General features: G+C 50.4%; 11 protein-coding genes and 1 pseudogene. 5 read left to right on the forward strand and 7 right to left on the reverse strand.

Going from position 1 to position 14,073, the window contains the following annotated elements; genetic code table 11:
• The first annotated feature begins 221 nt into the window (after positions 1-221).
• Positions 222-1,139 (forward strand): LysR substrate-binding domain-containing protein, encoded by a 918-nt coding sequence (locus P3339_RS16985; RefSeq protein ID WP_026304906.1) that lies wholly within the window; start codon positions 222-224, stop codon positions 1,137-1,139.
• A 185-nt stretch (positions 1,140-1,324) separates the two neighbouring features.
• Here P3339_RS16985 and P3339_RS16990 read toward each other — a convergent pair.
• Both P3339_RS16990 and P3339_RS16995 read right to left on the reverse strand, forming a co-directional pair.
• A pseudogene (locus P3339_RS16990) lies at positions 1,325-2,832 on the reverse strand (fumarate hydratase).
• Positions 2,833-2,983: 151 nt separating this feature from the next.
• Positions 2,984-3,739, reverse strand: a complete 756-nt coding sequence (locus P3339_RS16995) for a hypothetical protein (protein ID WP_282951285.1) — start codon at positions 3,737-3,739, stop codon at positions 2,984-2,986.
• A 331-nt stretch (positions 3,740-4,070) separates the two neighbouring features.
• Between P3339_RS16995 and P3339_RS17000 the strand changes: the two genes are divergently transcribed.
• Both P3339_RS17000 and P3339_RS17005 read left to right on the forward strand, forming a co-directional pair.
• Positions 4,071-4,652, forward strand: a complete 582-nt coding sequence (locus P3339_RS17000; protein WP_020411673.1) for a superoxide dismutase — start codon at positions 4,071-4,073, stop codon at positions 4,650-4,652.
• 232 nt (positions 4,653-4,884) lie between these two features.
• Complete coding sequence (locus P3339_RS17005; RefSeq protein WP_282951286.1) at positions 4,885-6,762, forward strand: DUF885 domain-containing protein; 1,878 nt, start codon at positions 4,885-4,887, stop codon at positions 6,760-6,762.
• Between the two features lie 77 nt (positions 6,763-6,839).
• Here the strand turns inward: P3339_RS17005 and P3339_RS17010 are convergent, their stop codons facing one another.
• The 5 genes from P3339_RS17010 to P3339_RS17030 form a co-directional block, all read right to left on the reverse strand.
• Complete coding sequence (locus P3339_RS17010; RefSeq protein ID WP_282951287.1) at positions 6,840-8,657, reverse strand: DUF885 domain-containing protein; 1,818 nt, start codon at positions 8,655-8,657, stop codon at positions 6,840-6,842.
• A gap of 452 nt (positions 8,658-9,109) precedes the next feature.
• A complete protein-coding gene (locus P3339_RS17015) occupies positions 9,110-9,826 on the reverse strand; it encodes a universal stress protein (protein ID WP_282951288.1) in 717 nt (238 codons plus the stop codon).
• On the reverse strand, positions 9,823-10,044 hold the full coding sequence (locus P3339_RS17020) for a hypothetical protein (RefSeq protein ID WP_282951289.1): 222 nt from the start codon (positions 10,042-10,044) through the stop codon (positions 9,823-9,825). The genes P3339_RS17015 and P3339_RS17020 overlap by 4 nt, the downstream gene beginning before the upstream one ends.
• A 216-nt stretch (positions 10,045-10,260) precedes the next feature.
• Positions 10,261-10,974, reverse strand: coding sequence for a DnaA regulatory inactivator Hda (gene hda, locus P3339_RS17025; protein ID WP_020411668.1), 714 nt, complete (start codon positions 10,972-10,974; stop codon positions 10,261-10,263).
• 1 nt (position 10,975) lies between these two features.
• Positions 10,976-12,073 (reverse strand): DUF2066 domain-containing protein, encoded by a 1,098-nt coding sequence (locus P3339_RS17030; RefSeq protein ID WP_020411667.1) that lies wholly within the window; start codon positions 12,071-12,073, stop codon positions 10,976-10,978.
• Between the two features lie 276 nt (positions 12,074-12,349).
• Here P3339_RS17030 and purM point away from each other — a divergent pair, with 276 nt between their 5' ends.
• Positions 12,350-13,411, forward strand: a complete 1,062-nt coding sequence (purM, locus tag P3339_RS17035; RefSeq protein WP_020411666.1) for a phosphoribosylformylglycinamidine cyclo-ligase — start codon at positions 12,350-12,352, stop codon at positions 13,409-13,411.
• Positions 13,411-14,064 carry a phosphoribosylglycinamide formyltransferase gene (purN, locus tag P3339_RS17040; protein WP_282951290.1) on the forward strand — a complete coding sequence of 218 codons (654 nt, stop codon included), beginning with the start codon at positions 13,411-13,413 and terminating at the stop codon, positions 14,062-14,064. Before purM ends, purN begins: the two co-directional genes overlap by 1 nt.
• Positions 14,065-14,073: the final 9 nt, after the last annotated feature.

The raw sequence follows: 14,073 nt of genomic DNA on the forward strand, positions 1-14,073 counted from the left end.
GATCGACATATCTGCTCCTTTTTATTAGAGTTGGTATTCCGTAAAACTATATAAACAATCAGAATCAGGCTGTTTGATCACATCTCTCTAGAAGTGATGTAAAGGGTGCCTCTCATCAATTGCATTAGCAAATTTAAGAATTTGATTGACCAGAAATATAATCAGGCGGATGATTGAATTCTAATAAATAATAATTAACAGCATTATTTGTGAGATTGATAATGTCGAGTCATCTCAGATCAATGGACTTGAATTTACTGCCTGTATTTGATGCCCTGATGGTCGAACGTAACCTGACTAGGGCTGCAGTAAAGCTACACATGAGCCAACCTGCAGTAAGTGCCGCTTTAAAGCGCTTGAGATCCACCTATAACGATGCCCTTTTTATCCGCACCGCAAAAGGGCTACGCCCTACCGAGCGTGCCCTGTCACTACACCCTTCCATTCACACCGCTCTTGGAGCAGTGAGATCCAGCTTTCAGCAACTCGACTTTGAACATCATGAGGCAGAAAGGGATTTCTCGATTGTTCTACCCGATGTGGTGGAAACCCTTATGATTCCAGGACTCAGTGCCTGGCTACGAGAGTATGCACCTGGGATAAGGCTCACAATATTGCCTGACGAATCAGAGATGACTTCCAGAATGGTAAGCAATGGTGAAGTCGACTTAATTATCGATTATTTACCATTAGAATCTCCCAATTACAGCAGCCTGATTATTGCCGAAGAGGAATTGGTGGTGATCGCAGGAGAGCATAATGAGAAGGTAGGAAAATCCATCTCTGAAGCGGATTTTCAATCAATACCACAAATATCATTGCTGAGGGGAAGCCCCGTAGGCTCACCGATGGAGAGGCTGGCCAGACCGAATAAATTGCAGCGCAATATTTGTCTGCGTGTCCCACACCTATCCTCCTTTCCTCATATAGTCGCCACCACCGATTTAATTGCCGTTGTACCCGCAAGGATGATGAAGTTCTCTCATTACCGAGCACTACCTGTTCGTACAATTGAGCTGCCTATGGACTTCCCCAAGGTCAGCCTGCAGCTGATTTGGCATAAGTCACAAACCAATAACCCCGCCCATCGCTGGTTAAGAGAAACCATTTTGCAGCTTTACCCAGAGCTGGGTATGTAGAGGCTTTTGGAGTGTGCTGCACCAGGATGAATCTAATTGAGGCATTAGGTTAGGCTTTTACTATGCCTGTTTACAGTGACTAGCTGAGATGACAACCTAGTCCCGCCAAACTTAATCCCTAAAAGCTTGAAGACAAAAAAAGCCGGGAACCTCGCGGACCCGGCTTGTATAAATTGAGGCAGCCCTTAGACGACGCCCTCCTCAATTTTTGCCTTCCAGATCAACGGTCCAGTGGTATGCACAGACTCACCTTGGCTATCGACAGCTACGGTTACTGGCATGTCCTCCACCTCAAACTCGTAGATGGCTTCCATACCCAGCTCCGGAAAAGCAATTACCTTGGAGGCTTTAATCGCTTGAGCTACCAGGTACGCTGCGCCGCCCACAGCCATCAGGTATACCGCTTTATTGTCACGAATCGCTTCAATTGCCACTGGGCCACGCTCTGCCTTACCGATCATCCCTTGCAGGCCAGTCTCTTCGAGCATAGTGCGCGTAAACTTATCCATACGGGTCGCGGTAGTTGGGCCTGCGGGGCCAACCACTTCATCCCGCACAGGATCTACCGGCCCTACGTAATAGATAAAGCGGCCAGTCAGGTCCACTGGCAGCTTCTCCCCTTTCGCTAGGATATCCACCATTTTTTTGTGAGCGGCGTCGCGACCAGTAAGCATCTTGCCATTCAGTAGCAAGGTTTCACCGGGCTGCCAGCTCTGCACATCCTCTGCAGTGACGGTATCCAGGTTGACACGGCGAGTGTTGCTGCCAGCTTCACGAGTAATTTCCGGCCAGTCTTCCAGCTTCGGCGGAGTCTGGCACGCGGGGCCAGAGCCATCCAGAGTGAAGTGCGTATGACGAGTAGCGGCACAATTGGGAATAATCGCCACTGCCTTGTTAGCTGCGTGAGTAGGATAATCCTTAATCTTTACATCCAGGACAGTGGTCAGTCCGCCAAGCCCCTGAGCACCAATACCCAGTTTGTTTACGGAATCATATAACTCCAAACGAAGCTCTTCAGCACGGCTGGAGGCGCCGCGCTCTTGCAGCTCCTGAATATCGATAGGATCTAGGAGTGACTCCTTAGCCAGTAACATGGCTTTCTCAGCAGTACCACCGATGCCGATACCCAGCATGCCCGGCGGGCACCAACCAGCGCCCATCTGCGGCACCATCTTCAAAACCCAGTCCACTACGGAGTCAGACGGATTCAGCATGGCAAACTTGGTCTTGGCTTCACTGCCACCCCCTTGGCCGCTACGTAAACTTCGACAGTATCACCGGGTACAATCTCGTAGTGGATAACCGCTGGAGTATTGTCACCAGTGTTTTTACGCGCGCCATCAGGGTCATCAAGAATAGAAGCTCGCAGCACATTGCTGGCATTCTTATAGGCACGACGCACACCTTCGTTCACCATATCGGTGACACCCATTTCAGCGTCCCAGCGCACATTCATGCCCACTTTCAGCTTCACGGTCACAATACCCGTGTCCTGGCAAATGGGACGATGGCCTTCGGCGCACATACGTGAGTTGATCAGTATCTGTGCCATGGCGTCCTTGGCCGCCGGGTTGACCTCTTTCTCATAAGCCTTGTTCAGGGCCCGAATGAAGTCCTGTGGGTGGTAGTAAGAAATAAATTGCAGCGCGTCAGCCACGCTATCGATCAGATCATCCTGGCGGATAGTGGTCATACCCAACTCCGATTAACGTCTCAAGGCCGGCGATTCTACACGAAATGTAGGGTTATAGACCGGTTATTGATTTGGCAAGGGACTTGTTGATTTATCAGGGCAATAAAAAAGGGCGAACATAGGGTTCGCCCTTTTTTATTTCTCGCAATGCCTACATAGATGAGGCAGTTGGCTCGCTGGCCTGCAGGGAGCGAATTGCATCGCGCAATTGCACCAGATCTTTATTAACAGAGCGTCGATAAGCGTCGATAGACTCCACAGCTTCCTCGTTAGCGCCGACACGCATAGTCAGGTCACTGCGCACAGAAGCTAGTTGTCGTTCCAAACGCGAAATTTTATCCGTCATCTCGCGCTTGCTGTCGGTGTTACTCTTGCGCAGCTCCGACAATGCAGTTTCAACAGCGGCAATCTTCTTCACACTGGCATCGAGGCTGCCCAGCTTGGTATTGAGTGCAGCAACCTGCTTCTTATTGGCTGCAACAGCTGCTTTATTCGCAGTGATACTCTTGCGGTTAGTATCGTAAGCAACACCCCAGAGTTTACGAATCTCAGAGGAGTTCTCTTTGGCTTTAGCATTTAGCACCTCAACAGATGCCGTGGATTCCTCGTCAGAGAGATTAAAACGCTTCTCCAGCTCGGCAATCCGGCTCTCCGCATCGGCAATACGGTTTTCGGCATTAACCAATTGAGTACGGCTCTCTTGCCACTGCTGGTAGAGAAAACCTGAAGCGGCAAGCCCGCCCATAGCGAGGACAAGTGCACACATACCGAGGAAGGAAAAACCTCCGCGGCGCTCTTCAACAATAACCTGCGGTTCAGTCGCCGTCTCACTCTCTCTTTGTGACCGTGGGTCCAGTGCTGGTTCAATAGCGGCGCTGCCGTCCAGTGTGGGCTCTCTGCGTTGCATGTATTAATACACCCGGTAGCTAAATCTGCTGAATTCGGTACCGGCTGGTTCAAAACAGCCCAGCCAGGTACCGGTAAATCGAATACTATGTGGCAATCAAAGCCGAGACAGATTCGTCGAATTCTGCGGCAGTTATACCAAAAATTGACGAAAAAGTAAGCGGCCACTGGTAAGAATAGACGACAGTCGCACACTGTCATCAATATACCCCCCCTTGAGTTCGAGGAAATCGTCCCAAATTCCCCTATTCAATCGCGCCGGCTTAATTCTGGCATACGGCGCGTGTAGAATGCTCTCACCAATAACCCGAAAACAAAGGAAGGAAGACACCATGGCTTTCGAATTGCCCGAACTCCCCTACGCGATGAATGCCCTGGCCCCACATATCTCCGAAGAAACTTTGGAGTACCACTACGGCAAACACCACAAAACTTACGTAGATAAACTGAACGGCCTGCTGGAAGGCACCGCTGATGCTGACAAATCCCTGGAAGAAGTCATCAAGTCCTCCTCTGGTGGTGTATTCAATAACGCGGCCCAGGTGTGGAACCACACTTTCTACTGGAACTGCCTGAGCCCCAACGGCGGCGGCGAAGCCACTGGCGCAATCGCTGAAGCTATCACTGCCGCTTTCGGCAGCTTTGAAAAATTCAAAGAAGAGTTTACCACCAGTGCCGTTAACAATTTTGGCTCCGGCTGGACTTGGCTGGTGAAAAAGGCTGATGGCTCAGTTGCAATCGTGAACACCTCCAATGCAGCTACTCCACTGACCGAAGAGGGTGTAACTCCCCTGATGACCTGCGATGTGTGGGAACACGCTTACTACATCGACTACCGCAACCTGCGTCCGAAGTACATGGAAGCCTTCTGGAATCTGGTGAACTGGGAATTTGTAAACCAGAATTTCGCTTAATCGCGAGTTCACCTAAAAAGCGGGCCCTGTGCCCGCTTTTTTATTTTTGGTCAGGGCGCAACTGTGACACCGAAGTGGAGGGAAACTGCCTCTGGCCAAAAGCACCACAAGTGCGCACAATACCTTCTACTGTGCGCTTTGGAACTGCAAATTCCATAGCAACGAAAACCTAGAGAATGCCACTTGAGTGGCACAAAGTAGCAACGAACCTCCGAACACTGGGAATATGCTCATGAAGTTGAAACCGACCCTGATCGCAGCTGCCATAAGTGCTCTTGTTATCAGCGGCTGTGACCGCGGCAAACCGAACACAGCGGAGCAGAATATGACCGCTCCTGCAGCAGAAAGCAAAGCCTCACAAGACACCACTACCGAGGTAAGCCAGGAAGCCATCAAACAGGTTAACCAGATGTTCGAGGACTTCTTCCAGGAGCATCTTTCCCGCAGCCCAGAATTCAAAACATTCCTGGGCAAAAAAGAGGACTACGATAAGTGGGACGACCTCTCCCCGGAATTCGCCAAAGAAACCCTGGAAATTGACAAGCGTCAGCTGGCTGAACTAAACAAAATTGACCCCAGTAACCTGGACGAAGCCACCCGACTGAGCTTGCGCTTGGCCAAGCGTAACCTGGAACAGGATATCGAGGGCTATAAGTGGCGCAACCACAGCTATCCCGTCAACCAGATGTACGCCACACACACCAGTGCGGCCTCCCTACTTATTAGCCAGCACCGCATTGACGATGTAAGTGATGCTGAGGCTTATATCGCGCGCCTGAATGCAATGCCCAAGTACTTCTCCCAGTTGGAAGAGAAACTGAAAGCCAATGCTGAAGCCGGCACTATTGTACCAAAATTCGTATTCCCCTACGTGATCAGTGATTCGCAAAACCTGATCAATGGTGCACCTTTTAACGGTGATAAAGACAGCCCTCTGTTTGCTGACTTTAAAGGCAAAGTAGAAAAACTGGATATTGGCAAAGAGCAGAAACAAGCACTCATCAACAAAGCCAGTACCGCGCTGAAAGAGAGCACGGGCCCCGCCTATGAAAAACTGATCGGCTATTTGCAGGAGCTTGAGAAAAAAGCCACCACCGACGACGGCGCCTGGAAACTGGCTGATGGTGAGGATTTCTACAAATTCCGACTGGGTGTATACACCACTACCGACATGACTGCTGATGAAATCCATCAGACAGGTCTCAAAGAAGTTGCACGTATCCACGACGAAATGCGTGAGATCATGCGCAAAGTAAAGTTCGAGGGTAACTTGCAGGAATTCTTCGAATTCATGCGAACCGACAAGCAGTTCTACTACCCCACTACAGAGGAAGGTAAGGCGGAATACCTGGAGAAAGCCACCGCTATTATCGACACCATGAAAGGGCGTTTGGATGAGCTGTTTATTACCAAGCCCAAAGCTGAACTTGATGTAAGAGCTGTTGAGCCATTCCGTGAAAAATCTGCCGGCAAAGCCTTCTATCAGCGCCCTGCTCCAGATGGGTCCCGTCCCGGCATTTACTACGCCAACCTCTACAACATGTCAGATATGCCCACCTATCAAATGGAAGCACTGGCTTACCATGAGGGTATCCCCGGCCATCATATGCAGCTCTCTATCGCCCAGGAGCTTCAGGATATTCCAAAATTCCGCAAATACGGTGGCTACACGGCCTATACCGAGGGCTGGGGGCTCTACTCAGAGCTGGTTCCCAAGGAACTGGGTTTCTATGAAGACCCCTACTCTGACTTTGGTCGCCTAGCTATGGAGTTGTGGCGCGCAGGCCGCCTGGTTGTGGATACTGGCCTCCACGCCAAGAAATGGACTCGCGAACAAGCCATCGACTACTTGGTGGAAAATACCCCCAACCCAAAAGGCGATGTAGTTAAGGCTATCGAACGCTATATCGTCATGCCCGGCCAGGCGACCGCTTATAAAATTGGCATGCTCAAGATTGTCGAGCTGCGCGAGAAATCCAAGGCAGAGCTTGGTGACAAGTTTGATGTTCGCGGCTTCCACGACACTATTCTAGCCAATGGTGCAGTGCCACTTGATGTACTGGAAGAGCTCGTGAATGAATGGGTCGCACAAGTGAAAGCGAATAGCTAGCTTCATATAACAAAAGTAACCCCAATAAAAAGGCCGCTCATTGAGCGGCCTTTTTATTTTATGGGTACGAAAAAGCATTACCCTTTTTTCATTGTGATCCAGCTGTCCACCTGCTGCTCAAGCACTGCCAATGGCAAGGCTCCATTAGTTAAGACCACGTTGTGGAACTGTCGAATATCAAAGTCGCCACCCAATTTTTCACGGGCCCTTTCACGCAGCTCCAGGATTTTCAACATCCCTGCTTTATAAGCCAGGGCTTGGCCCGGCATCACAAGATAACGTTCAATTTCAGTGGTAACCTCAGTTTCTGTCATACCAGTTTTTTCCACCATATACTCGATAGCTTCCTCACGACTCCAGCGTTTGTGATGCATGCCGGTATCCACAACCAATCGTACAGCACGAAACATTTCCGCCTGCAGTCGACCCAGGTCATCATAGGGGTTTTCCTGGAAACCAGCCTCCTTCGCTACCTGCTCAGCATAGAGGGCCCAGCCTTCGGCATAGGCAGTAAATAAACCCATTTTTCGGAAAGTGGGAACCCCCTGTAATTCCTGGGCTATCGCCAATTGAAAATGATGGCCGGGAACAGCTTCATGATAGGCCAAGGTGCGCATGCCAAACTTCTTGGTTTCATGAACATCTCGCAAGTTTGCATAAAATACACCGGGGCGAGAACCATCCATAGCCGGGGGATTATAATAGGCGCCGGGAGCCCCCTGCTCCTTAAATTCAGGCACACGACGAACTTCAACACCCATCGCCGGCTTTATATCAAAGTAATCTCCCAAGCCCGTATTTACCTCATCAATCATCGCTTGATAATCGGCTATGATCTGCTCACGCCCCTGATCAGAATCCTCATAAAGGAACTGGGGGTCATTATTAATCCCCGCGAAACGCTCACTGATACTGCCGCTATCCTGGCCTACCGAGGCGAAAATTCGGCTCATCTCCCCTTCAATACGAGCAACCTCCTCAAGACCAATACGATGCAAATCCTCCGGTTTCAAATCAGTGGATGTATGACTGCGCACTTGGTAAGCGTAAAATTCATCACCATCCGGTAATGCCCAAACCCCATTATTTTCATAGACCTGTGGTTGCAACTCACGGTAATAAGCGATCAGGCTTTTATATGCAGGATAAACTTCCGCATCAATCAAAGCCTCACCCCTACCCAGAATACGTGTGCGCTCCTGCTCCGGTAATCCTTCAATTTTCCCTAAGCGCTCTTGCAAAGAGGTAAAGAGGATATTTTCATGAGCAGGAACAGCAATAAAATCCTGCATCTCCTCCAATACACTATCGATAACAAAGCGAGGTGGTAGAATTTTTTTCTGTTCACGGATTCTTAACCCGTCAAGCACCTGGGAGAACTTTCTATCAACCTCGCTTAGCCGGGAGAGATAATACTCTGCCTCTTTGACATTATTGATCTGGTGTACTTCGGCAAGAAATTCGGGCAAGCTATTTTGTACCCCAAACATCTGGTTAAGCGGATAATTATGATGTTTCCACCGCTCTCCCTCCACCATATTGCCAAGAAAGTGAGCAAACACATCGTATGAAATTGCCTTCTGCCCGTTTAGCTCCTCGCGGTTATACCCCTGCAGCACTGCCAGCTCATCTTTAATCATTTGCATCTGGCGTTGCTGTTCTTCTTCAGAAACATCATCCAGGTGAGCATTGTGCCCATCGATACCAAATTGCTCCAACACCCGCAGTTGGGAGAGAATCTCTGGACTGGTGCTGCCGAGCTTAATAAAAGCACGCTCGAAATACACATTGATAGACCAGGGTTTAAAATAGATCGCATTGACAGCAAAGACCGATACTGCTACTACCCCGAGTAATAGTATCCCGCCTAACCATTTGGATATCCTTTTTATCATTATCTTCTCCTCCTAACTTGTGACTCCATTCTCACTCTATAATGAGGTCTGGCACAACCGCTCTGGCTTTTTAGTGCGACGAATAAGTAGAATTGAGCGACAAAACACCAACTAAAAATCAATTTAGGTAAGTAGCCACTTGAAAAGCCCCGACTTAAATAAAACCCAACTGGCACCAAGGAACAAGTAATTTGGCAATCAATATGTAAATATTGATAACATCAATAAGAGTTAAACAGCTAAATAAAAGCAATATTCAGAAATACCAGGCCATACTGTCTCTAGACAATAACCTTCTTGAATTTTTCACTCAGAAAAAACAATCAAAAGAAACTAAAACCCCAAGCCACCCAACATATAAGAAAGATGAAAAAAAGACCCTGAAAAAAATCTAATAACTTGAAACAAAAGAAATTAATATATCAATTGCACCTTAACCAAGAATCCAAAAATTAAATTTTAATAGGGGATTCAAAATCACTGGGCTTTAACGCTAGGAGAGAGCAGCTAACTTTTTGTAAGATATTCTCTGCGGTATTACCCATAATAAATCCAGGTATTCCTGCGCGCCCCACCGTTCCCATCACCAACAAATCAAGCTTTTCCTCATCGATTAGCAGCGGGATATAGTTATCAGGATGGGCAATCACGTGATGGACCTGTATGTCTCCACCAATGCCCGATGCACGGATCAGCACATCCAGCTTCGAGCGATGTTGGGATCGCGCAGCCTCGGTAGCCTGATCCAATTCCTCTTCAGAAGCACTGAGCGGAAAATGGCGGCGCAGATACTCATCCACGTCATAGTCCCAGCAGGAAATTACATGTAGGGTGCCACTGCAGCTATCCGCCAATACCCTAGCCCAGCGCAACAGGCGAATTGCCAGATCATAAGTACTAGCCGCATCGGTCTCTGGGTCTATTGCCACTGCAACCCGAATATCAGTGTGAGTACGCTCTATTGGCCGACATAACCAAACCGGACAAGGGCATTTACGTAATAATTCCATATCAATAGCTTTAAAACCCTTACGCTGGGTGCGCCCTTCTACATTCTTAATGACCAAGTCATAGCCCCCGGTAAGAACCCGACGAATCACCCGTTCGGCGGGGCGTGGACCGCAGTCAGATTCTATTTCCAGTTTTATCTGATCCTTGGGCAGGTTCATCCTCTCCTGGGCTGAAGCAATCTCCCCCTTACCCGCTCCAGCATGGCCTTTTCACACAACTCACCAAAATCCTCAAAACCTTCAGGTACTGCAGGGCACACTAACAAAACCTTAATATCCGCATGGTTATTGCGAGCAACTGCAAATGCCTGCAATAAGCCGCTACTTTCATCTTCCGCAGCGTGACTCACATAGAGGATTCTATGAACATTTGGCATATCAATCTCCTCTGGCTGTGAGCCTCGGAAGTAAGCAGGGACAGCAATTTACGCACGAGCCCCAAGGCCGTCACCACTTGATATTGTGGGGCGAGGGAAAATCAAAGAAAAAGGACCAATAAGGGCATCTGATGGATCTGAGAAAAGATCCGGGAGTAGAATATTTTTGTAGATAAACTACCGGCGCAGTGTAGCGCCGGTCAATCATCTAACCAATTAGATATCCAGCACTTGCTTCACAAAGGGGATGGTGATTTTGCGCTGTGCCATCAGGGAAGCTCTATCCAACTGCTCCAAGCACAGAAATAAGGCCCGGGTATCCCTAGGGGCGCGGTGTAATATGTATTGGGCCACATCCTCAGGCAAATCAAAACCACGCAAGCGGCTGCGCCTGCGCAGTGCAGCTACCTTATCCTTATCGTTCATGGGTTGTAGCTGGAATACCAGAGCCCACTGAAGACGTGACTGCAAGTCCGCGAGGGCAATGTCCATCCCCCGGGGGGACTTACGCGCCCCAAGCAACAGCTGCCTGCCACTATCCCTAACCCGATTGTATAGGTGGAACATCGCCGTCTGCCACTGTGGCTGCCCCTCCAAAAGGTGCAGGTCATCAATACAAACCAGATCCAGCTGCTCAAGGCCATCCAAAAGCACCAGAGGGTCCATCGCCATCAGCTCAGCCATAGGCAGGTATTGGAACGTACGACCATTGGCCTCGGCACTTTGGCAGGCCGACTGTAACAAATGGCTGACACCACTACCGGCCTCCCCCCAGATATACACTGCCGACTCGGGGTTCTGCCCACTTGCAAACGACTGAAGCATGGCTACAACCTGACGGTTGGGGTCCATCTCAGACAGATAGAAGTTATCGAAAGTGGCATCGTCCCGGAGGGAAACGCCCAGTGGCAACTGCTGCGGAATACTCATCTCAGTCCCAGCGATAACGCAACGGATTGTCAGCACTGCCCAGTGGGGCACGGTTTCCACTCAGGTCGATGGGGTCCCCGTGGCCCTGTGCCCTCAATTTATGGTTTAGTGCTAGGGCATCACGTAAATTGCGCATCCCCACAGAGGTGACCAAGGCCAAGCGCGCTCGATCGCTCTCCACTGAGAGCAGCTGAGCACTGCTCACCTGAGCCAACCCCTGCAGGTAAGCCAAAGCTTCGGTATAGTCGGCAAAACTACCAACACCAGACAGTTCAACAATCACAGCTCCAGATTCAGCATCCTGTCCTTCTGGGCGCACCGCATAGCGCTGGGCTAACAAGTTAGCCATCTGGTTAACCCCTCGTAAGGCCACCTCTTCCAAAGAACCACCATTACTGTCGAACGCATAGCTGCGCCCACCGTGTAACAGCAGCCAATCTGCCTGCCAGCGGCGGCCGGAAGCCTGCAATAGGCGCCCCATCAGAGTAGCATCGGGTCGGTAGCGAAAACCCGCACGTTCGGCAGCTGCCTCGTCTTGAGCCCAGAGGGACCCTAAAGGCATATTGCGCTGATCGTTGAGATCCATCACTGGGAAATCCAGTGGAACGCCCCGCTCTATGGCCATAGCGTCAAGCACAGAGAATAATTCTGGAGCATCTTCTTCACGCAGGACACTGCGGCCATCTTGCAGTGTATCTACGGCCAGCCAGACCAAAGTGCCTGGGCGGTTATTTGGCCACATAGGTAAACCCAGCTGGTGAACTTGCCTGGAGACAGCCTGGGGGTCAAAAGAGAGATGAAGATAAAGCTGATTGTTCTCGCTAGTGTAGCGATAGCCCTGTACTAACTGTTGAGCCTTTGGCAGGAGCGATTGCAGATTGGGGTTACTGCCAATAGCGGCATCCCCTGTAACCCGCACAAATACCCGCTCGAGTCCCCGGCTACCCGCAGCCGCACGGTCTGTAGCGCCACGACTGGGCACGGCTTCAACCACTTCGTATAGATCCGAGATAACTCGAGCCTGGACTGGCAGGCTTAGCGCACCGAAAAGCAGTGCCAGTAACTGCAACACCAATCCCTGCCGGAGCAGCTTGTGCATAGGATTTCTCTCCAAACCTCATTCCACCCCGTGAGCTTGCACGAAATTGTTATTGATGCGCAAGACGCCAAAATCCACGGTTAGGATAAAAATTGGGGCTATTGTATCAGCGTCGGCGACTTCTCTCAGCCCCGAGTTCTCACTATTCGTGTATTTCAACAGGCCAACATGGAGATAAATTCCATAATCACCTAATGAGATGCCGCCAGGGCGTGGCTACTGAGGCAAGACCCGGCTAGAATACGCGCCCTTCGAATACCCACCGCAGGAAGAATCATGAGCGATTCCAAGCCGCAATCCACTCAATCATCCCTCTCCTATAAAGATGCCGGAGTCGATATCGACGCGGGTAACGCCCTGGTAGAGCGCATCAAACATGTAGCCAAACGCACCTCCCGGCCAGAAGTAATGGGCGGCCTGGGCGGTTTTGGCGCCCTTTGCCAATTGCCCTCTGGCTATAAAGAGCCCGTATTAGTTTCTGGCACCGATGGTGTGGGAACCAAACTACGCTTGGCAATGGACTTGGGTATCCACGACAGCATCGGCATTGACCTGGTTGCCATGTGCGTCAACGACCTTGTCGTCGCAGGCGCTGAGCCCCTGTTCTTCCTCGATTACTACGCTACCGGCAAACTCAATGTAGATATCGCCACTGAGGTAGTCTCTGGAATTGGTAAAGGTTGTGAGCTGGCCGGCTGTGCACTGGTAGGTGGCGAGACCGCCGAGATGCCAGGCATGTATGAGGGCGACGACTACGACTTGGCCGGATTCTGTACGGGAGTGGTGGAAAAATCAGAAATCATCGACGGCAGCAAAGTCAAAAGCGGCGATATTTTGATCGGTCTCTCTTCCAGTGGGCCTCACTCCAATGGCTACTCACTGATCCGAAAAGTACTGGAAGTCAGCAGTGCCGACTTGGAAGAGGCTGTTGGCGGAGAAACCCTGGCCAAAGCCTTAATGGCGCCCACTCGTATCTATGTCAAGAACCTGCTGCAGCTGATGAAGAGTGTCCAGGTTAATGCCCTCAGCCATATCACCGGCGGCGGCCTGCTGGAAAACCTGCCCCGTGTTCTTCCTGAAGGGTGCCTTGCGCGCGTTGACGTTAGCAGCTGGGAAATGCCGGCGGTATTTCGCTGGCTGCAGGGCGCAGGCAATATCGACCCACGCGAAATGTACCGCACATTCAACTGCGGTGTCGGCATGGTAATTTGTGTACCTGCTAATCAAGCTGATAAAGCTCTGGAAACCCTCAAACAACTGGGTGAGGAAGCCTTTGTAGTGGGCAGCATTGAAAATGCCGTTGAGGGCTCGGAAGCTGTTGAACTGGCAGGCTTATAATGACTCAGGGTGTATGCAAAGTTACCGTTTTGATCTCCGGCAGTGGCAGTAACCTGCAAGCGCTATTGGATGCCTCGGCAAAAACCGACGCGCCCTTTTCTATCTGCTCAGTTATCAGTAATAAATCTGGGGCCTACGGCCTGACTCGAGCCGCCGAAGCTGGCGTCTCATGCTCAGTGATTGATCATCGGGAGTTCTCCAGCCGAGAGGATTTTGACCGTGCTCTGATTTCCGAGATCGACAGCCAACAAACAGATCTGGTAGTCCTGGCCGGTTTCATGCGCATCCTGACACCGGAGTTTGTACAGCACTACAGCGGGCGCCTACTCAATATTCATCCTTCCCTGCTGCCAAAGTACCAGGGCTTACACACCCACCAGCGCGCCCTGGATGCCGGTGATTGCGAGCACGGCGCTACCGTGCACTTTGTTACCGAAGAACTGGATGGGGGCCCAGCCATCATCCAGGCTGTAGTCCCTATAAAAGATGGGGATACAACAGAGTCATTGGCCAAGCGGGTTCAAGTGCAGGAACATGCAATATACCCAATGGCAGTTACCTGGTTCGCAGAGAAAAGGTTGCATATGCACGGTGATCGCTCCCAGTTGGATGGCGAACTCCTACCCCGTAGCGGAGCCAAACTAAACAGCTGAGACCTGTTA

This window comes from Microbulbifer sp. MLAF003 (assembly GCF_030012965.1).
Taxonomy (GTDB): domain Bacteria; phylum Pseudomonadota; class Gammaproteobacteria; order Pseudomonadales; family Cellvibrionaceae; genus Microbulbifer; species Microbulbifer variabilis.